This is a genomic window from Streptomyces sp. NEAU-W12 (genome assembly GCF_026242095.1).
Classification (GTDB): Bacteria; Actinomycetota; Actinomycetes; order Streptomycetales; family Streptomycetaceae; genus Streptomyces.
The window spans coordinates 289533-308146 of the sequence record NZ_JAPJDM010000004.1; the positions used below are offsets into that span (position 1 = coordinate 289533).

General features: G+C 73.3%; 16 protein-coding genes and 3 pseudogenes. 12 read left to right on the plus strand and 7 right to left on the minus strand.

Going from position 1 to position 18614, the window contains the following annotated elements; translation table 11 throughout:
* Positions 1-66: 66 nt before the first annotated feature.
* Positions 67-922 (plus strand): annotated as a pseudogene (locus ORI94_RS07295) (TIGR02452 family protein).
* A 4-nt stretch (positions 923-926) separates the two neighbouring features.
* On the opposite strand, the gene ORI94_RS07300 reads toward ORI94_RS07295, so the two are convergent.
* Both ORI94_RS07300 and ORI94_RS07305 read right to left on the minus strand, forming a co-directional pair.
* Positions 927-1373, minus strand: a complete 447-nt coding sequence (locus ORI94_RS07300) for a type II toxin-antitoxin system PemK/MazF family toxin (RefSeq protein ID WP_266073540.1) — start codon at positions 1371-1373, stop codon at positions 927-929.
* An 86-nt stretch (positions 1374-1459) separates the two neighbouring features.
* Positions 1460-1888 carry a pyridoxamine 5'-phosphate oxidase family protein gene (locus ORI94_RS07305; RefSeq protein WP_266073541.1) on the minus strand — a complete coding sequence of 143 codons (429 nt, stop codon included), beginning with the start codon at positions 1886-1888 and terminating at the stop codon, positions 1460-1462.
* A gap of 172 nt (positions 1889-2060) precedes the next feature.
* On the opposite strand from ORI94_RS07305, the gene ORI94_RS07310 reads away from it, so the two are divergent.
* Both ORI94_RS07310 and ORI94_RS07315 read left to right on the plus strand, forming a co-directional pair.
* Positions 2061-2600, plus strand: a complete 540-nt coding sequence (locus tag ORI94_RS07310) for an isochorismatase family cysteine hydrolase (protein WP_266073542.1) — start codon at positions 2061-2063, stop codon at positions 2598-2600.
* Positions 2601-2694: 94 nt separating this feature from the next.
* Positions 2695-3489, plus strand: a pseudogene (locus ORI94_RS07315) (serine/threonine protein kinase); the annotation flags it as partial.
* Between the two features lie 470 nt (positions 3490-3959).
* Here the strand turns inward: ORI94_RS07315 and ORI94_RS07320 are convergent.
* Positions 3960-4355, minus strand: coding sequence for a peptidase M23 (locus tag ORI94_RS07320; RefSeq protein WP_266073543.1), 396 nt, complete (start codon positions 4353-4355; stop codon positions 3960-3962).
* Positions 4356-4636: 281 nt separating this feature from the next.
* On the opposite strand from ORI94_RS07320, the gene ORI94_RS07325 reads away from it, so the two are divergent.
* The gene (locus ORI94_RS07325; protein ID WP_266073609.1) at positions 4637-5065 is read left to right on the plus strand and encodes a VOC family protein; all 429 of its coding nucleotides are present in this window, start codon (positions 4637-4639) and stop codon (positions 5063-5065) included.
* 213 nt (positions 5066-5278) lie between these two features.
* Positions 5279-5473 (plus strand): annotated as a pseudogene (locus tag ORI94_RS07335) (LysR family transcriptional regulator); the annotation flags it as partial.
* A gap of 334 nt (positions 5474-5807) precedes the next feature.
* Here the strand turns inward: ORI94_RS07335 and ORI94_RS07340 are convergent.
* Positions 5808-7328, minus strand: coding sequence for a catalase (locus ORI94_RS07340; RefSeq protein ID WP_266073544.1), 1521 nt, complete (start codon positions 7326-7328; stop codon positions 5808-5810).
* A gap of 655 nt (positions 7329-7983) precedes the next feature.
* Positions 7984-8622: a TetR/AcrR family transcriptional regulator gene (locus ORI94_RS07345; protein WP_266073545.1), complete on the minus strand. Its 639-nt coding sequence runs from the start codon at positions 8620-8622 to the stop codon at positions 7984-7986.
* 273 nt (positions 8623-8895) lie between these two features.
* On the opposite strand from ORI94_RS07345, the gene ORI94_RS07350 reads away from it, so the two are divergent.
* From ORI94_RS07350 to ORI94_RS07365, 4 genes are read left to right on the plus strand one after another with little or no spacing between them, the layout of a single operon-like run.
* The gene (locus ORI94_RS07350; RefSeq protein WP_266073546.1) at positions 8896-9489 is read left to right on the plus strand and encodes a 2Fe-2S iron-sulfur cluster-binding protein; all 594 of its coding nucleotides are present in this window, start codon (positions 8896-8898) and stop codon (positions 9487-9489) included.
* Entirely contained in the window at positions 9486-10472 is a 987-nt protein-coding gene (locus tag ORI94_RS07355; RefSeq protein WP_266073547.1) for an FAD binding domain-containing protein, read from the plus strand. Before ORI94_RS07350 ends, ORI94_RS07355 begins: the two co-directional genes overlap by 4 nt.
* Positions 10469-12616, plus strand: coding sequence for a xanthine dehydrogenase family protein molybdopterin-binding subunit (locus ORI94_RS07360; RefSeq protein WP_266073548.1), 2148 nt, complete (start codon positions 10469-10471; stop codon positions 12614-12616). Before ORI94_RS07355 ends, ORI94_RS07360 begins: the two co-directional genes overlap by 4 nt.
* Positions 12609-13742, plus strand: coding sequence for an XdhC family protein (locus tag ORI94_RS07365; protein ID WP_266073549.1), 1134 nt, complete (start codon positions 12609-12611; stop codon positions 13740-13742). Before ORI94_RS07360 ends, ORI94_RS07365 begins: the two co-directional genes overlap by 8 nt.
* Before the next feature lie 106 nt (positions 13743-13848).
* Here ORI94_RS07365 and ORI94_RS07370 read toward each other — a convergent pair whose 3' ends face one another.
* Positions 13849-14412, minus strand: a complete 564-nt coding sequence (locus ORI94_RS07370; RefSeq protein WP_266073550.1) for an NADPH-dependent FMN reductase — start codon at positions 14410-14412, stop codon at positions 13849-13851.
* 186 nt (positions 14413-14598) lie between these two features.
* On the opposite strand from ORI94_RS07370, the gene ORI94_RS07375 reads away from it, so the two are divergent.
* The 3 genes from ORI94_RS07375 to ORI94_RS07385 all read left to right on the plus strand — a co-directional run bounded on the left by ORI94_RS07375 (position 14599) and on the right by ORI94_RS07385 (position 18183).
* On the plus strand, positions 14599-15264 hold the full coding sequence (locus ORI94_RS07375) for a TetR/AcrR family transcriptional regulator (RefSeq protein ID WP_266073551.1): 666 nt from the start codon (positions 14599-14601) through the stop codon (positions 15262-15264).
* Positions 15265-15400: 136 nt separating this feature from the next.
* Entirely contained in the window at positions 15401-16495 is a 1095-nt protein-coding gene (locus ORI94_RS07380) for a LacI family DNA-binding transcriptional regulator (RefSeq protein ID WP_416237787.1), read from the plus strand.
* 251 nt (positions 16496-16746) lie between these two features.
* Positions 16747-18183, plus strand: coding sequence for a benzaldehyde dehydrogenase (locus ORI94_RS07385; protein WP_266073553.1), 1437 nt, complete (start codon positions 16747-16749; stop codon positions 18181-18183).
* A gap of 32 nt (positions 18184-18215) precedes the next feature.
* On the opposite strand, the gene trxA is transcribed toward ORI94_RS07385, so the two are convergent.
* Entirely contained in the window at positions 18216-18608 is a 393-nt protein-coding gene (gene trxA / locus ORI94_RS07390) for a thioredoxin (RefSeq protein ID WP_266073554.1), read from the minus strand.
* Positions 18609-18614 lie beyond the last annotated feature (6 nt).

Genomic DNA, 18614 nt, shown 5'->3' on the forward strand with positions numbered 1-18614 from the left:
AAAGCCGGCGCGCCCCACGGGGGAGAGCGCGGGGCACGCGGTCACGGCGCGTACGGGGGGCGCGGCGTGAGCGCGCGCCTGCGCGGCGTCGCCCGCGCGACCGAGCGGATCGTGGTGGCAGGGCTCTACCGGGCCCCGGCCGACGGCCGCGAGGTGCACCTGGCGGCGGCGATCGGAGCCGCACGGGAGGGTACGCGGACGTACGGGCCGGAGCCGCTGCGGGTGCCGTCCTCGGCGTTCCGGCGGGCGGGGGTCCGGATCGAGGCCACCGGGGAGAGCAGCCTGGAGGCCGCGCGCCGGCCGGCGGCAGACCGGTACGGCTCGCCCGGCGGGCCCGCCGTGCTGAACTTCGCCTCCGCCCGGAATCCGGGGGGAGGCTACCTCAAGGGGGCCCAGGCCCAGGAAGAGGCGTTGTGCCGCGCCTCCGCCCTGTACGTCTGCCTGCTGCGGGCGGCCGAGTTCTACGGACCACCACCGGAGCCGCCGCGACCCGCTCCACAGCGACCGGGTGATCCACTCACCCGCCGTGCCCGTCTTCCGCGACGACCGCGGCCGGCTCCTCGACGAGCCGTTCACGGCCGGCTTCCTCACCTCGGCCGCCCCGAACGCCGGCGTGATCCTGCGGACGGCACCGGATCGCGCGGCCGAGCTGCCCCGCGCCCTGGCCGTCCGGGCGGAGCGGGTGCTGGAGACCGCCGCGGCCCACGGCTACCGGCGGCTGGTGCTGGGCGCGTGGGGCTGCGGGGTGTTCCGCAACGACCCGGCGCAGGTGGCGGCCGCGTTCCGGGAGCTCCTGGAGCCGGACGGACGGTTCGCCGGGGCGTTCGAGCACGTGGTGTTCGGAATTCTGGACCGCACACGCGAAAGGGAGGTCCGCACGGCGTTCGAGCGGACCTTCACCGGTCCGGCGACGCCCCCGTGAGGAGTCAGTTCCAGCCGTACCGCTCCCGCAGCCGGTGACGCACCAGATTGAACCGCATCCGGTCCAGGGCGCACGCCTCGCGGCGCATGCCGTCCTCGTGCAGCCGCAGCACCCGGTCGACGGCGACCCACGAATCGCGGCCCGAGCGGTCCCACGGTCCGCTGCCGATCGGCACCCAGTCCCGGTCCCCGTCGCGCTGCCTGCTCGACAGCTGCACCGCGAGGAACGTTCCGGTCGGCTCCCGTGCGACGACGAGCACGGGACGGTCCTTGCCCCGGCCGTCGTTCTCCTCATAGGGCACCCAGGTCCAGACGATCTCCCCGGGGTCGGGGTCGCCGTCGTACTCGGGCGAGTACTCCGTGCGCACCCGGCCCACCTCACCGGCTTCGGTCTCGACGGTGGCGGTGGAGCCGAAGCGTCCCGGGACGTCCTCAGTGCAGTACTCGGTCACAGGCGTACGGTACGGGACGCCCCGGGACCGTGATCAACCGCCGTGCGGCAGCGGTGGCCCCGCGCCGTTCGAACCGTTCGGGCCGTTCACGCGGTGCCGCGGACGCGCAGACCCGTGAGTTCCCGTCCCGAGACCATCCCGGCCTCGATCCGCACGAACACCCCGTCCCGCATCGGCCTCCAGGTGTCGGGGCCGGTCCGCAGCAGCCGCTCGTGCTCGGCGGGGCCGGTCACCACGGCCGCCCGGCCCGTGATCACCACACTCCAGCCGGACCGGCGTCCGGGCTGGAAGTCGTCGGCCTCGAAGGCCACCACGACACCGTCGATCGCGCGCACCAGGTCGGAGTCCCGCGAGGTGCACAGCAGCACGGAGCCGTCCGTGTCCAGGGAGAAGTTGACCGGGAGGACGGCGGGCAGGGCCTGCCGGGTGTACACGACGCGGCCGACCGGCACCTCGGCCAGCAGGCGCAGGCACTCCTGGCGGTCGAGCGCGCGGAAACCATCGCTGGGGAACATCAGTCCATCGTCGACGGCGCAAACCCACCGGACTAGGGCCGGACGGCCCTGATGAGGCATACCTGCGCTTGAAGGCGCTCCCAGCGGGTACTCCGGTTCCGGTGGGGTCCGGCAGGGACGGCCGGGCCCTGCCGTGAGACCCGATCGAGTTCCGTCCGAGAGGGCCCCGCAGATGGGCAAGACCGCACTGATCGTCATCGACATGATCAACACCTATGATCATGCGGACGCCGAGCTGCTGATACCGGCCGCACGATCGGTGGTCCCCGTCATCTCCGGGCTGTTGCGGCGGGCCCGGGAGCGGGGCGTGCCGGTGATCTACGTCAACGACAACTTCGGAGAGTGGCGGTCGCACCACGGCGAACTGCTCGACAAGGCCCTGTCGGGACCGCACGCGGATCTCGTCGAACCGCTGCGACCGACGGATTCCGCCCTCTTCGTGGTCAAGGCCCGTCACTCGATCTTCTTCGAGACCCCGCTGCACTACCTGCTCCACGAGCAGGGCGTCGACCGGCTCGTGCTGTGCGGCCAGGTGACCGAACAGTGCGTGCTGTACTCCTCGCTCGATGCCCACATCCGCGCCATCGAGGTGACCGTCCCACGTGACGCCGTCGCCCACATCCACGCCGACCTGGCGGACGCCGCCCTGCGGATGATGGAGCGCAACATGAACGCGGACGTGTGCGACAGCGCAGAACTGTGGACGGACTGACGGCGCCGGCCCGATACCGGCGCGCGCCTCGGCTGCCGCGCGTCTCCCGCCCCTGCAATTCCGGTGATTCCGGCGACCGATCGGGGGAGACGCAGTGGAAACGATCATCGTCCAGTTGCCGGAACCCGCGCAGCCGCCGGAGCACGGGCCGGGCCCGGCGGGCCGTTCGGGCAAGCCCGAACTGCTCCACCTCGGGCCGGGCGACGTCGTCGACCTCGGGCGGGGGCCGGCCGTCGGCGGGGGAGTGTCCATCACGCTGGACGATCCCGGAATCTCCCGCCGGGCCGGACAGCTGGAGGCGGCCGGTGACTACTGGCGGCTGTCCAACTTCAGCCGCAGCGTGTCCTACGTGGTGGAGAACCTGGAGGGCGCCGGCGAGTACATCACCGTGGCCCCGGGCCGGCTCGGCGCACCCGTGCCCTTCGAGTTCTCCCGGGTGGTGCTGCCCGCCCTGACCAAAACCGCCGCCTTCAAGGTGTTCGCCCCCCAGCACGCCTACCTCGGCGAGCGGTCCGCGCAGGGCCTCGGCGAACAGACGGTCCACCCCTTCGCGCTGGATCCGACGGCGAAGTACTTCCTCGTCCTCGTCGCCCTCTGCGAACCGCTGCTGCGCGATCCGTCCGACGCGGCGCTGCCCGGTGTCGGGGAGATCGCCCAGCGGCTGCGCCCCCTGGAGTCCTGCCGTGATCTGACCCGCTCCGCGGTGAACTACCACATCGACTACCTCGCCTTCGCCAAGCTGCGGCTCGACCCCGGCGAGGACACCGGAACCCCGGCCGACGGCGGCCGCACCGGGGCCAAGCGCGCCCGCCTGGCCTCGGTCGCCCTGCGCTTCGGCCTGGTGCGAGAGGAGCACCTCGCCCTGCTCCCCCGCAGGGGACAGCCGCGACCGGCCGACGCCGCGGACGCGCGCGGCGACGGCCGGCGCCCAGGGGACGTCGCCGGATCCCGGCACCGGTACCCGGCAGGCGCGGTCCCGGGGAGGCCACTTCCTCGGTGACGGCGTCAGCGTCCGCAGCAGGCCCGTCGACGGCACCACCCCGGGCCAGGCTCCTTCCGGTACACCTTCACTGCGCCCTGCCGGAACTCGGACGCAGACCGGATCCACCTGACGGCCCACCGGGGGAACGCCACCGGGTGGGTCAGCGTCACCTACGTCCTCCACACGGACAGCGGCCCGGTGGGCCACTGCTGACAGCGCGAAGCCTGTGGCGGGGCGCCGGTCCCCGGGGCCCCCCCCCCCCCAGGGCCGGCGCCGGGGGTGGGCCGGGCCCCGGGGGGCCCCGGGCGCCCCGCGCGCCGGGGGGGGGGGCCCCCCGGCCCGGGGCCCCCGCCACAGGCATGTCACGGCGCGGCGGTTCAGCAGCCGGGCACGCCCGCGATCTTCTGGCCGCCCCGCAGGTACAGGTTGTTCACCCAGGCGACGTCGCTGCCGGAGAGTTCCATGACCTGGGTCCACCAGTGGTTGGTGCCCACGGCCGGGTCGGTGACCGTCTCGCCCCGGGTCTGGCACACGGCGTCCAGCCAGTACTGCGAGCGGACCGCCAGGATGTTGGACCGGGTGTTCGGCCACTCGCGCAGGTTGACGTTGGTGGCCCAGACGTACACGTTGGTGAGCGCCGGGTCGTCCGCGGCCGGTGCGGCCACGACGAAGTCGCGCTCCGCGGGCGAGGCCAGGGCGGTGCCGGCGAGGCCACCGACGGTCAGGGCGGTCGCGGCAAGCACGGTGACGGTGCGGCGCGTCAGGCTCTTCATGCTGTCCCCCGGACATGTGATGGTGATGGTGTGGGTTCGCACGGTCCGGATCGGCGGTCGGCCGACGCGGTCCGTGCTCAGCACCCTAGGGAGACGCGCGGCCGACGGGTCCCTGACAGATGTCAGGACGGTGTGGCAGGGCGACGCCCCGTCACCGCCCGCGGAAAACGCCTCGACGAGCTTCGGCGCAGGTGTCTACCATGCCGGTGCGGCATCGCGTGTCGGTCATCGGTCGGGTGAGGCATGGAGGCGCCGCGGATGCCCGTGGAGGCATGGAAAGAATGCCAGTCGAGTTCGACCACACCATCGTTCTCACCCGCGACCGGGAGAAGTCCGCCCGTTTCCTCGCCCGGATCCTGGGCCTGGAGGTCGGCGAGCCGGCCGGGATGTTCCTGCCGGTGACGACGGCCAACGGCGTCACCCTGGACTTCGCGACCATCAACACCGACATCCCCATGCAGCACTACGCGTTCCTCGTCTCCGAGGACGAGTTCGGCCCCGTCCTCGCCCGGCTCGTGGACGACGGGATCCCCATCCAGGCCGATCCGCACGGCCGTCACCCGCGGCGGATCAACCGCAACGACGGCGGCCACGGCGTGTACTTCCTCGACCCGGCGGGCCACGGCCTGGAAGTGATCACCCGCCCCTACGGCACCGACCCCGACTCCCCCCTCAACGGCGTCACGGAGGAAGTCCCCGGGGCGGTCTGATCCCTCCGGAGCCGGGCGGTCGAGTGGACCGGGCCGTTCGGCCCGCTCAGCCGGGTGCCCCGCACGCCCGGGCCGGCGGGACGACGCCGGCGGGCGGCCTGCTGCGGGTGACGACGCGGGCGCCCCGGCCGTCGACGGCACGGACCTGGAGCGAGCCGCAGCCGCAACGGGTCCACACGGTGCTGCCGGCGGCGGTGCTGTGCCGTGACACCAGCGGAACGGCTCGGCGTCGCCCTGATCCCGCGGCTGGCCCAGCTGGCCCCGCACCTGCCGATCACCCGCGTACGCTGCGCGGGCAACCCGCACCGCAAACTGCTGACCTGTACCCGAGGGGGCGCACACGCCCGCCCGGCGGTCGAGGCCGCGCTGCGGGAACTGCGCGAGCTCGCGCCGACGGCCGTCGCCTGAGGACGGCGCTCCTGCGGGTGCCGGCCCCGGGGCGTGCGGGTGCGGGGCGTGCGCTGTCGTGGCACACGCCCCGCACCGACGGGGCCTCGGGAGGGACTGCAGGGCCTGTTGCGGGAGGGGTGCCTGCCGCGCGACGCCCGCAGGCACCCCTCCCGCCGCACCGGACGAGAGCCCGGGTACGCCCGCCCGGTACGAGGGCTTCCGGGCGGTACGCCGGGATCACGCTCCCCCGAGCTCCCGGCCTCGCTCGAGCAGGGGCCCCATGACGCCGCGCGGCCGCCCCTCGGGCGACGACGCCACTCTCACCACAGGCCCCAGCCCTTCGCGGGAGGCGTCAGGCCTTGGCCTGCATGGAGCTCCGGGCCGGGTTGGCCTGGGCGGCGGCTTTGGGGTCCTTCTCGTCCGCCTTCGCGCGCACGCCCCGGGCGATGCGGTCACCGATGGTCTTGTCGATGTTCGACCAGTACTCGAAGGCCCGCTGGAGGACGGGCTCGCTCACGCCGTTGAGGAGGTGCCCGACGACGTTGTCCACCAGCCGGTCGCGTGCGGCGTCGTCCATGACCTCGCGCACCAGGGTGCCGGGCTGCCCCCAGTCGTCGTCCTCGGCGTGGCTGACATAGGCGGTGCGGGTGATGGCCCCGTCGGTCTCCCAGCTGGGCGGGGTGCCGTACTTCCCGGTGTCGGCGGCGGGACCGCCCTTGGAGTTCGGCGCGTAGACCGGATCGGTGGTCTTCCGGTAGGCCATCGCGCCGTCCTTGGAGTAGGTGTGGACGTCGACGACCGGCGCGTTCACGGGGAGCTGCTGGTAGTTGGCCCCGATCCGGTGACGGTGGGCGTCGGCGTAGGAGAAGAGCCGTGCCAGCAGCATGCGGTCCGGGCTCGGGCCGATGCCCGGGACCAGGTTGTTGGGCTGGAAGGCCGCCTGCTCGATCTCGGCGTGGTTGTCGGTCGGGTTGCGGTCGAGTGTCATGCGGCCGACCGGGATGAGGGGGTAGTCGCCGTGCGGCCACACCTTGGTCAGGTCGAACGGGTTGAACCGGTAACCCGCGGCTTCCTCGTACGGCATGACCTGCACATACAGGGTCCAGCTCGGGTACTCGCCGTCACGGATGTGCTCGAAGAGGTCCCGCATGTGGTAGTCGGTGTCGGCGGACGCCATCTGGTCCGCCTCGTGCTGGGTGAAGCACTCGATGCCCTGGTCCGTCTTGAAGTGGTACTTCACCCAGAACCGCTGGCCGTCGGCGTTGATCCACATGTAGGTGTGGGAGGTGTAACCGTTCATGTGGCGCCAGGTGCGCGGGATGCCGCGGTCCCCCATGAGCCAGGTGACCTGATGGGCGGATTCCGGTGAGAGGGTCCAGAAGTCCCACTGCATGTCGTGGTCGCGCAGGTTGTTGTCCGCCCGGCGCTTCTGCGACCGGATGAAGTGCTGGAACTTCATCGGATCCTTGACGAAGAACACCGGCGTGTTGTTGCCGACCATGTCGTAGTTGCCCTGGCTGGTGTAGAACTTCACCGCGAAGCCGCGCGGGTCGCGCCAGGTGTCCGGGCTGCCACGCTCGCCCGCGACGGTCGAGAAGCGGATGAGCAGGTCGGTACGGGTGCCCGGCTGGAAGACGGCCGCCTTCGTGTAGGCGCTCACGTCGTGGGTCACCTCGAAATAGCCGAAAGCGCCGCTTCCCTTCGCGTGCGGCTGGCGTTCGGGGATCCGCTCCCGGTTGAACTGGGCCATCTGCTCGATCAGGTAGGCGTCCTGCAGCAGTACCGGACCTCCCGCGCCCGCGGTGAGCGAGTGCTCGTCACTCTCCGCCGGGGCGCCGGAGTCCGTCGTGGTGGCAGGCGAGGTCTCCGTCATGGGTCTGCCTTTCGTCGTTCGGTGGTGACGTGCCGGGCTCCGCACGACACGGACCCGGGTCTCTTCGGCACTGTCCGGAGGCCGTGGCGCAGGAGCCCCGGTGCTTCCCCCCCCCCGGGACCCGGAGACCCGGAGCGCCGGCTCCGGACCGCCCGGCCCCGGTAGGTCGCGTGCCCCGGGGCCGCTGAGCCAATCCGGTCCGGGACCCGGTCCGGCGGAGTCCTGGGGCAACCCGTGTATCCCGGTCGGGCGGGGGCAATCACGGTGGACCGCGGCCGGGCCTTGGGCGGCCGCCGTGCGGGCACGGCGTGGGGGAGCGGGGCCGAGGTCCTTCGTGGAGGCGCCCGCACCGTGCCCCGCGGACCCCGCGGGAGTGCCGTGGCCTGCCGTCCATCTCAGCCGCAGGCCGAAGGGCCCGCAATGCGAGAGGGGCCGTGAGGGGAACGGGGCATCTCCCGCGGCGCAGCCGACTGTCTCCAGGGCCTCCCGCGGGCCGCCGGAGTGAGGGCGATGCCGACGAGGGCGGCGGTCATGCCGGCGGGGCCGATACGCGAACCGGACCGTGTCCCCGGCCTGAGCACCCGCCACGCGCACGGCCTTCGGCCGCCACCTCGAGCAGAGGGCCTCCGGTCCCGTCGTCGCCGGCCGTCCGCGCCTACCGCCGTCCGGGCGCCCCGGCGCGCAGCCCGTCCATGACGATGTCCAGCACCCGGGTGGCCCTCGGCTGCCAGTCCGCCGCGGGATCCAGCTGCCAGAGGCCGCCGATCGCTAGCAGCATGTCGTCCACGGACACTCCGGGCCGGATGGTTCCCGTCTCCTCACAGGCGCGCAGCAGAAGGTCGGCCGCCTCGATCACGGGGCTGGGTCCCGGCTTCGCCGGGCCGCCCGGCGCGCCGGTGGCCTGCCTGATGGCGTCGGCCAGCCCGGCCTTGGTCATCGCGAACCGGGCGAGCCGGTCCATCCACTCGCGCAGGGCATGGTCGGGTTCCCGGGTCTCCAGCAGCCGGGCAGCGCTGTCGGCGACCTGGCGCATCTCGTGGCGGTAGATCTCCAGGACGAGGTCTTCCCGGCTGGGGAAGTTCCGGTAGAGCGTGCCCTGACCGACGCCCGCCCTCTTGGCGATCACGCTCAGCGGGGTGTCGGCCGACCGGGTCAGCTCGACCAGGGCGACCTCCAGAATGCGCTCGCGGTTGCGCTGCGCGTCCGACCGCAGGGGCGCCTGCGCGTGCGGGGGTGCGGGCTTGTCCTGAGGCTTGCCCTCACCGCCCGGCGTCTGCCCCGTGTCCTGACCCATTCGTCCGTCCTCCTTTCGGGCATGGCCGAAACCTGTCCTTGCTAAGCGGACAGCTGTCCACTAAATTTCCGGTAACGGACAACCGTCCGCTTCGGCGCATCGTATCGGTGACCGCGGACGGTGCGGGAGAGCGGGCAGGTGTGCCCGCGGACGGCCGGCGCCGGCGCTCCCGGTCCGTGTGCAAGACCCCCTGCCGACCTTCTGACCGATTCCTTTCCGTCCGCCTCCCGAGGGCCCCGCAGGCCTGCACGGATCCGCGAAAGAAGGCTGCTCATGCCCCCCTCGACGTCCAGCAACGTCACCCTGAACATCAACGGCGAGAAGCACATGCTGTCCGTCGACCCCCGCACCACCCTGCTCGACGCCCTGCGCGAGCGCCTCGATCTGACCGGCACCAAGAAGGGCTGCGACCAGGGGCAGTGCGGCGCCTGCACGGTCCTGGTCGACGGCCGCCGGACCCTCTCCTGCCTGCAACTGGCCGTGGCGGAGGAGGACCGGGAGATCACCACCGTGGAAGGCCTCGCCGAGGAAGGCCTGCTGCACCCCGTGCAGCAGGCCTTCCTCGACCTGGACGGCTTCCAGTGCGGCTACTGCACACCCGGCCAGATCTGTTCCGCCGTCGCCGTCATCGAGGAACACGCAGCGGGCTGGCCCAGCGCCGTCACCGACGACATACGGCCCGAAGCGGGACCGCCGCCGCTGACCCCGCAGGAGATCCGCGAACGCATGAGCGGCAACCTGTGCCGCTGCGGCGCCTACGTCTCGATCGTCGAGGCCGTCGCCCGCGCCGCTGCCGAAAGCCCCGGGGGCGCCGGCGCCACCGAAGCCGTCACAACCGCCGGAGCCACCGAGGAGGCTGCCGCATGAGGGAGTTCGACTACCGGCGCGCCGAGGACGTCCCCGGCGCGGTCGCCCTGCTCGACGCCGACCCCGACGCCCGCTACCTCGGTGGCGGAACCAACCTCGTCGACCTGATGAAGACCGGCGTCGAACGCCCCGCGCGGCTCGTCGACGTACGCCGGCTCCCCCTGGATCACATCGAGTCGACCGGTGACGGCGGACTGCGCATCGGTGCCACCGTGACCAACAGCGATCTCGCCGCCCACCCCGAGGTCCGCCGACGCTACCCGGCGCTGGCCCAGGCGGTGCTCGCCGGAGCCTCCGGGCAACTGCGCAACATGGCCACCGTCGGCGGGAACCTGCTTCAGCGCACCCGCTGCGGTTACTTCGCCGACGTGACCAAGCCCTGCAACAAGCGCCTCCCCGGCAGTGGTTGCCCCGCCGTCGAGGGCGAGCACCACAACCACGCCGTCCTGGGCGCCTCCGAGCACTGCATCGCCGTCCATCCCTCCGACATGGGGGTGGCACTGACCGCGTTCGACGCCGTCGTCTCGTATCGGACCGTCGACGGAGCAGGCGAGGTGCCTCTCGCCGACTTCTACCTGCCCGTCGGCGACACCCCGCACCGGGAGACCGCCCTGCCGCCGGGCGCGCTCATCACCGGCGTCACGCTGCCGCCCGTGCCGCCGGCCTCCCGCTACCGCAAGGTGCGCGAACGCGCCTCGTACGCCTTCGCAATCGGCTCCGTCGCCGCCGCCCTCGACATCAGCGGCGGTGTCGTGCGCGAGGCGCGGCTCGCCTTCGGCGCGGTCGCGTCCCGGCCGTGGCGGGCGTACGCGGCCGAACACGTGCTGAACGGGGCCCCGGCGTCCGCCGACCACTTCGCCGCGGCCGCCGACGCCGAACTGGCCGGGGCCCGGACGCTGCCCGGCAACGCGTACAAGGTGACCCTCATGCGCAACCTCGTGGTGGCCGTCCTGTCCGAACTCGCCGAGGAGACCGCCCGATGACCGCCACCACAACCGACCGGGCCGCTCTCACGGGCGCGGTGGGCACCGCGCACACCCGCGTGGAGGGCCGTGACAAGGTGACCGGAGCCGCCCGCTACGCGGGCGAGATCCCCTTCACCGGCCTCGCCCACGGCTGGCTGGTGCTGTCCACCGTGGCCCGCGGCCGGATCAGCTCCGTCGAGACCGCTCCCGTGCTCGCGATGCCCGGTGTGCTCACCGTGCTGCACCACGGCAACGCCCCGCGCCTCCACCTCGACTACGTCGGCCTGCTGGGCGTCCCGCCGGACCCTACCGCCGCCGTCTTCCAGAACGACCGGGTCCCGCACGCCGGCTGGCCCGTCGCGCTCGTCGTCGCCGAGACCTCCGAGCAGGCCCGCGAGGCCGCCGAGGCGCTCGTCGTGACGTACGAACAGGAGCCGCACGACATCGAGTTCCATGGGAACCGCCCCGAGGCGTACCCGGTGGACGGCCACATGCCCGGGGTGACGGAGAAGGGCGACCTGGAAGCCGGACTCGCCGCGTCCGCCCATGTCGTGGACGTCGAGTACACCACCCCCGAAGAGCACCACAGCATGATGGAACCGCACGCGGCGACCGCCCTGTGGGACGGCGGGCGGCTCGAGGTCGTCGACTCCAACCAGGGCACCACCTGGGTCGCCGACGAACTCGCCCGGATGTTCTCCCTCGACCCGTCCGCCGTGCGGGTGCGCTCCGAGCACATCGGCGGCGGCTTCGGCAGCAAGGGCCTGCGCGCCCACCAGGTGTCCGCGGTGATGGCCACCACCGCGCTGCGGCGCCCGGTCCGCGTGGTCCTGACCCGTCGACAGATGTTCTCGCTCACCGGCTACCGCAGTCCCACCGCCCAGCGGATCAGGCTCGGCGCCGACGCCGACGGCCGGCTGCGCGCCCTGGAGCACCGCTCGCTCAGCCAGACGTCGACGGTCTGGGAGTTCGTCGAGCCCAGCGCCGGCGTGGCACGGGTGATGTACGACGCCCCCGCCCACCGCACCGCGAACGAGGCGCTGCGGCTGAACGTGCCGTCACCGACCTGGATGCGGGCGCCGGGCGAGGCCCCGGGAGCCTTCGCGCTGGAGGCGGCGCTCGACGAACTCGCCGAGCGGTGCGGCGTCGACCCGATCGAGCTGCGCCTGCGCAACGAACCCGACCGGGGACCGGTCTCCGGGATGCCGTTCAGCGGCCGCAACCTCGACGCCTGCTTCCGGGAGGGCGCCCGCCGCTTCGGCTGGGCCGACCGCGACCCGCGACCCGGCCTGCGCCGGGAGGGGAACCTGCTGATCGGCACCGGCACGGCCGCAGCCTCCTTCCCCGCGGGCGCCGGCCCCTCCACGGCCGCAGTGACGGCAGAGGCGGACGGCACCTTCACCGTGCGGATCGCGGCGGCCGACATCGGCACCGGGGCCCGTACAGCGCTCACCCTGGTCGCCGCCGACGCGCTCCGGGTGGCGCCCGCGCGGATCCGGATGCGGATCGGTGACAGCGACTTCGGCCCCGCGATGATCGCCGGCGGTTCCATGGGAACCCGCTCCTGGGCCTGGGCGATCACCGTCGCCGCCGACGAACTGCGGGAACGCCTCGCGCCGGGGGCCGGCCTTCCCCCGGAGGGCATCCCGCCGGAGGGCATCACCGTACGCTCCGACACCACCGCGGCCCTCGGTTCCCTGGCGCAGGTGGAACGGCACTCCTTCGGGGCGCAGTTCGCCGAGGTCGCCGTGGACGTCACCACCGGCGAGGTGCGGGTGCGCCGCCTGCTCGGAGTGTTCGCCGCCGGGCGGATCGTCAATCCGCTCACCGCGCGCGGCCAGCTCGTCGGCGGAATGATCTGGGGCATCTCCATGGCCCTGCACGAGGAAGGGATCCGCGACCGGGCCTCGGGCTCCCACTACGGCGGTGACCTCGCGGGCTACCACATCGCCAGTCACGCCGACGTACCGCTCGTCGAGGCGTACTGGGTGGACGACCCGGACCCCGACGACCCGGTCGGCATCAAGGGCATCGGCGAGATCGGCATCGTGGGGGTCGCGGCGGCGGTCGCCAACGCCGTCTGGCACGCGACCGGAGTGCGGCACCGGACCCTGCCCATCCGGCCGGACCGGGTCCTCACCGCGGGCGGGCCGCATGTTTGACATCGCCGACGAGCTGCGCCGATGGCTCGCTGAGGGAAGGGAGTTCGCCGTCGCCACCGTCGTCTCCGTGAGCGGCAGCGCACCGCGCGGGCCCGGCGCCGCGCTCGCCGTCGACGATGAGGGAACGGTGATCGGCTCGGTCTCCGGCGGCTGCGTCGAGGGAGCGGTGTACGAGCTGTGCGCGGAGGCGCTCGCGGACGGCGGGACGCGGGTCCAGCGGTTCGGGTACAGCGACGAGGACGCCTTCGCGGTCGGTCTGACCTGCGGCGGGACCATCGACATCATGGTCACCCCGGTCGGCGCGCACGCCTCCGCCCGCGAGGTGCTCTCCCCGGCTCTGTCCGCGGTGGCCGACGGCGGGCCCATCGCGCTCGCCCGGGTCGTCCGCGGCCCGGCCGGACTGCTCGGCGGCGCGCTGCTCGTCCGCCCCGACGGGTCGTACGAGGGCGGCCTCGCCGGGCATCCGGAGCTGGACCGTACGGCGGCGGCCGAGGCGCGGGCCCTGCTGGACGGCGGACGCACCGGCACCGTCGGCCTCTCGGCGGACGGATCGCACTGCCCCGGCGGGGTGACCCTGTTCGTGGAGTCGGCGCAGCCGCCGCCCCGCATGATCGTCTTCGGCGCGGTCGACTTCGCGGCGGCGCTGGTGCGGGCCGGCAAGTTCCTCGGCTACCGCGTGACCCTCTGCGACGCCCGGCCGGTGTTCGCCACCCGGGCACGCTTCCCGGAGGCGGACGAGATCGTCGTCGACTGGCCGCACCGCTACCTGCGCACCACCGTCACCGACGGGCGCACGGTGCTGTGCGTGCTCACCCACGACGCCAGGTTCGACGTGCCGCTGCTGGCGCTGGCGTTGGCACTGCCGGTGGCGTTCGTCGGGGCGATGGGGTCGCGCCGTACCCACGTGGACCGGGAGCGGCGGCTGCGCGAGGCGGGTGTGAGCGAGCGGGAGCTGGCCCGGCTCAGGTCGCCGATCGGCCTCGACCTCGGGGCGCGCACGCCGGAGGAGACCGCCGTGTCCATCGTGGCGGAGATCGTCGCGGCCCGCCGGGGCGGCACGGGCGCGCCGCTGACCGGCGCGCGGACACCGATCCACCGCGAGGAGCGTGCGGCGGCGGGGGTCTGAACCGAGGCACCGGGCAGGACGCATGCCCAGAGGGGCCGGATCCGTGGGGCCACGGCCACGGCTCCGGCCCCTCTGGGCGCCTCGGGCGCGGTCACGCCGGATCCCGTCAGGCGGCGGTCGCCGCGGTGGCGTGGCTGTTCAGGCGGACGATGACCTCGGTGAGCTGGCCGGCCACCTCGGAGTCGTCGGCGGGGTGGATGCCGGCGAAACGGGTCATGGAGCCGGGGATGGAGAGCTTGATGTCCTCGATCACCTTCCCGCCCGCGATGCCGAGGGCCTTGCGGGCCTCGTCCTGCGCCCAGACACCGCCGTACTGGCCGAAGGCGGTGCCGACCACGGCGACCGGCTTCTGGCCGAGGGCGGAGGCGCCGAACGGGCGGGACAGCCAGTCGATCGCGTTCTTCAGGACGGCCGGGATCGTGCCGTTGTACTCGGGAGTGAAGAGCAGCAGGGCGTCGGCGCCCGCCACGGCCTCGCGCAGCTGGACGGCGGCGGCCGGGACGGTGCCCTCGACGTCGATGTCCTCGTTGTAGAACGGGATCTCCGCAAGTCCCTCGTGGAGCACGATCTCGGAGCCCTCGGGCGCGAACTTGACCGCGGCCTCCGCGAGCTGACGGTTGTGCGAACCGGAACGAAGGCTGCCTACGAGAGCAAGGATGCGAACAGACATACGAAACTCCTGGGGGTGTGAAGGTGCGGTACGGGGGACGGCGGGCAAGGTGAACCAGCCGGTGGAACGCATGACGAGGGCACCGGTGAGGCAGTGCCGCAATCATCCGGACCGAGGTCCGGTTACGTTTCTAGCACTCTAAGCGGACCGCGGTCCAATTTCTTCCCGATGCTTTACGCTGGCTTCATGTCCGCTGTCCCGCCGCCCGCCCCGATGCCCCAGGAGCCAGTCCGGCCGCAGGAGTTGCTGCAGCTCGGTGTCGAGCCCGACGAGCCCTGCCTGCGGGCCGACGCCGCGCGCAACCGTGCCCGGCTGCTGGAGGCCGCCGCTCTGCTGGTCGCCGAGCGTGGCGCGGACGGTCTCACCATGGAGGCGGTGGCCGCGGCGGCGCAGGTGGGCAAGGGGACGGTCTTCCGTCGCTTCGGCGACCGCACCGGACTGCTGACGGCCCTGCTCGACCACTCCGAGAAGAAGTTCCAGGCAGCCTTCCTCGGCGGCCCCCCGCCGCTGGGCCCCGGCGCGCCGCCAGCCGAGCGGCTGCGGGCCTTCGGGGTCGCCATGCTGCGCCGCACGGCCGACGAGCTGGATCTTCAGCTCGCCGCCCAGCCCTGCGCCGACCGCCGCTTCACCAACCCGCCCCACCGTGTGCTGCACCGGCACGTGACGCTGCTGCTGCGCGCGGCGGTCCCTGATGCGGACTGCGACCTCCTCGCCCACACCCTGATGGCCCAGCTCGACCCCGCCCTGGTGCACCACCTGACCCGGCAGTGCGGGATGCCGCTGCCGCGGCTGGAAACCGCGTGGGTGGACGTCGTCGGCCGTCTGACGGCGCCCGCCGCGTCCGCCCGCTGACCGGGGCCGGCCGCCCGCGTCCGCCCGGCCGCCGGACCGGCAAGGCCGTTCTGAACTGCGGCGGACGCGGTGCGTCATGCACTCAACTCCCCCGGGCGAAGGGCCCGTTCACGCTTCTGCAAGGATGCGTTACGTCATGGTGCAGATACCGAACCCGCCCGCGCCCGCATCCACCGCACCGACGTGCTCCGTGCCCGCAGGTGCCGTGCCCGCGCAACCCGTGCCCGCCCGCCCGCTGCCGGGTGCGGTGCCCACGAGCGCCGACGTGGCCCGCCTGGCGGGCGTGTCGCGCGCTACCGTCTCCTACGTCCTGAACAACGCCGACGCCGTCCGGATCAGTGAGCCCACCCGCCGCCGTGTCCGCGAGGCCGCCAGGGAGCTCGGGTACGTGCCGCACGCGGCGGCCCGCAGCTTACGCGCCGGGCACAGCCGCATGGTGCTGATGCCCGCCCCGGTCTTCCCGGTCGGCCCGGTCTACAGCCAGTTCATCAACGACCTCCAGGTGGCGCTCGGCCGCCTCGACTACACCGTCGTGCAGTACGGCACCGTCGGCGTGCACGACGACGAGGCCGCCCGTGCCTGGGCCGAGCTGCGTCCCGTGGCCGTGCTGGTCCCCGGTTCAGGGCTCGGCCCCCGGGGCGTCGCCGTCCTCAAACGCTCCGGCGCGCGGGCCGTGGTCACCCTCGGACCGGAAACCGTCGAGGGTGCGCACGCCCTGCTGATGAACCACGACGTCGTCGGCCACAGCGCCGGAGCCCACCTGCTCGACCGGGGCCGGCGCCGCATCGGCGTCGTCGTCCCGCGCGAGCCCGGTCTGGAGGCGTTCTCCGCGCCCCGGCTCGCGGGGGTGCGGGCCGCCCTGCGCGGCACCGGCGCCACGGTCACCGAACTGCCCCTCGCCCACGACGAGGGCGCCGCCACGCGGCTCGCCGCCCGCTGGCGCGACCTCGGCCTCGACGCGGTGTTCACGTACAACGACGAGTACGCGATGCTGCTGATGCGGGCCCTGCAGGACGCCGGCGTCCGCGTCCCCGAGGAAACGGCCGTGGTCGGTGCCGACAACCTCATGCTGGGCCGGTTGCTGCGGCCCCGGCTGACCACCGTCCACCTCGAGGTGCCGTCCGGCACCGAGCTCGCCGAACTCGTCGACCGCGCGGTGCGCGATCCGGCCGCCGCCCCCGAGGCGCACAAGGTGCTGGGTGCGTCGGTGATCCAGCGGGAGTCCGGCTGACACGACACGGACCGGCGAGGGGCGGCGCGGGCCGGTGGGCATGCGGTGCGCGATCGACTCGTCGCATGATGGGGGAAGCCGGACCGTCCCGGTGGACGGGAGCCCACCTCCGTACCGGGGCGTGGGCCGGACGTCCTGCGCGCCCGGACGCGGCGTGAGCAGGATGTTGTGTGCTCAACCATTTGGTACGTGCGAGGACAGCCTGGGCCCGCGCCGGCGCGGGTCCCGGCGACCGATCGGAGAGCCGTCATATGCCGTTGCTCGACCCCACGACCTGGCAGGCCCGCCCCCTCTCGGGACCCGACCGCATCGTCACCGAACCCGCCACCGGCGAACAACTGGCCACCGTCACCCTTGCCACCGGTGAGGATGTGGGGGCCGCCGCCGAAGCGGGCCGCACCGCACAGGCCGAGTGGGCCGGGGCCCCGCACTTCGTGCGTGCCGCGGTGCTCCGCAGGGCCGGCGACCTGTTCGCCGCGCACGCCGGCGAGCTGCGGGAATGGCTGGTCCGCGAGTCCGGCAGCATCCCCGGCAAGGCGGACTTCGAACTGCACGTCGCCGCCCAGGAGTGCTACGAGGCCGCGGCCCTGGCCTCCCGGCCGGTCGGACAGGTGCTGCCCACCGAGGGGCCCCGGCTGTCCTACACGCGGCGGGTGCCGGCCGGTGTGGTGGGCGTCATCGCCCCGTTCAACGCACCGCTGATCCTGTCCATCCGCTCCGCCGCACCGGCCCTCGCGCTCGGCAACGCGGTCGTCCTGAAGCCGGACCCGCGCACCGCGGTCTGCGGCGGACTCGCGCTCGCCGCGGTGTTCGCCGAAGCGGGGCTGCCCGAAGGACTGCTGCACGTCCTGCCGGGCGGCGCCGAAACCGGCCAGGCACTCGTCGCCGACCCGCGGATCCCCGTCATCTCGTTCACCGGCTCCACCGGCGCGGGCCGGCACGTCGGCGAGGCCGCAGGCCGTCACCTCAAGCGGGCCCACCTGGAACTCGGCGGAAACTCCGCGCTGGTCGTGCTCGAGGACGCCGACATCGAGGCGGTGATCTCCACGGCCGCCTGGGGATCGTTCTTCCACCAGGGCCAGATCTGCATGACGACCGGACGCCACCTGGTGCACGCCTCGCTCTACGACGAGTACGTGGAACGGCTGGCCGCCAGGGCGAACTCGCTCGCCGTCGGCGACCCGCACCGCGACCGGGTCCACCTCGGCCCGCTCATCGACCAGGGGCAGCTGGACAAGGTGCACGCCCTCGTCGAGTCCAGTACGGCCGGCGGCGCGAAACTCGCCGCGGGCGGCGCCCACGACCGGCTCTTCTACCGGCCCACCGTCCTCGCGGACACCCACGACGACACACCCGCCTACGCGGAGGAGGTCTTCGGCCCCGTCGCACCCGTACGGCCCTTCGGCAGTGCCGACGAGGCCGCCGCCCTGGCCGCCGCGAGTCCCTACGGGCTCTCGCTGGGCATCGTCACCCGGGACGCTGCCCGCGGCCTGGACCTGGCGGAGCGCATTCCGACGGGGATCGTGCACATCAACGACCAGACCGTGAACGACGAGGCCGTCGCCCCGTTCGGCGGCGTCGCCGCCTCCGGCACCGGTTCCCGCTTCGGCGGAGACGCCAACATCGAGGCGTTCACCGACGTGCGCTGGACCACCGTGCGCGGGGACGTCGCCCAGTACCCGTTCTAGTCGCGGAACCGGGGCGGTCGCCCGCCCCGGTTCTAGGCGTCCGCCTTGCCGTCGCCCTGCGCGGCCTGCTGCTCGGCGATGGACTTGCGGACCTCGTCCATGTCCAGCTTCCGGGCCTGGCCGATGACGTCCGTCAGCGCGGCCTCCGGCAGCGCGCCCGGCTGCGCGAACACGGCCACCTGGTCGCGGACGATCATCAGCGTCGGGATCGACTGGATGTCGAAGGCCGCGGCCAGCTCCGGCTGCGCCTCCGTGTCCACCTTTCCGAACACCAGGTCCGGGTTCTCCTCCGCCGCCTTGTCGTACACCGGCGCGAACTGACGGCACGGTCCGCACCAGGACGCCCAGAAGTCGATCAGAACGAACTCGTTCTCCGTGACCAACTGGTCGAAGTTCTCCTTGGTGAGCTCCACGGTCCTGCTCATTGCGTA

Excerpts from the sequence above, each read along its gene's own strand:
- ORI94_RS07340 (WP_266073544.1), bottom strand. The coding sequence starts at position 7,328 with ATGACGGAGACCTCGCCTGCCACCACGACGGACTCCGGCGCCCCGGCG.
- trxA (WP_266073554.1), bottom strand. The coding sequence starts at position 18,608 with ATGAGCAGGACCGTGGAGCTCACCAAGGAGAACTTCGACCAGTTGGTC.
- ORI94_RS07380 (WP_416237787.1), top strand. The coding sequence starts at position 15,401 with ATGGTGCAGATACCGAACCCGCCCGCGCCCGCATCCACCGCACCGACG.
- ORI94_RS07305 (WP_266073541.1), bottom strand. The coding sequence starts at position 1,888 with ATGTTCCCCAGCGATGGTTTCCGCGCGCTCGACCGCCAGGAGTGCCTG.
- ORI94_RS07320 (WP_266073543.1), bottom strand. The coding sequence starts at position 4,355 with ATGAAGAGCCTGACGCGCCGCACCGTCACCGTGCTTGCCGCGACCGCC.
- ORI94_RS07345 (WP_266073545.1), bottom strand. The coding sequence starts at position 8,622 with ATGGGTCAGGACACGGGGCAGACGCCGGGCGGTGAGGGCAAGCCTCAG.
- ORI94_RS07310 (WP_266073542.1), top strand. The coding sequence starts at position 2,061 with ATGGGCAAGACCGCACTGATCGTCATCGACATGATCAACACCTATGAT.
- ORI94_RS07365 (WP_266073549.1), top strand. The coding sequence starts at position 12,609 with ATGTTTGACATCGCCGACGAGCTGCGCCGATGGCTCGCTGAGGGAAGG.
- ORI94_RS07355 (WP_266073547.1), top strand. The coding sequence starts at position 9,486 with ATGAGGGAGTTCGACTACCGGCGCGCCGAGGACGTCCCCGGCGCGGTC.
- ORI94_RS07350 (WP_266073546.1), top strand. The coding sequence starts at position 8,896 with ATGCCCCCCTCGACGTCCAGCAACGTCACCCTGAACATCAACGGCGAG.
- ORI94_RS07385 (WP_266073553.1), top strand. The coding sequence starts at position 16,747 with ATGCCGTTGCTCGACCCCACGACCTGGCAGGCCCGCCCCCTCTCGGGA.
- ORI94_RS07360 (WP_266073548.1), top strand. The coding sequence starts at position 10,469 with ATGACCGCCACCACAACCGACCGGGCCGCTCTCACGGGCGCGGTGGGC.
- ORI94_RS07325 (WP_266073609.1), top strand. The coding sequence starts at position 4,637 with ATGCCAGTCGAGTTCGACCACACCATCGTTCTCACCCGCGACCGGGAG.
- ORI94_RS07375 (WP_266073551.1), top strand. The coding sequence starts at position 14,599 with ATGTCCGCTGTCCCGCCGCCCGCCCCGATGCCCCAGGAGCCAGTCCGG.
- ORI94_RS07370 (WP_266073550.1), bottom strand. The coding sequence starts at position 14,412 with ATGTCTGTTCGCATCCTTGCTCTCGTAGGCAGCCTTCGTTCCGGTTCG.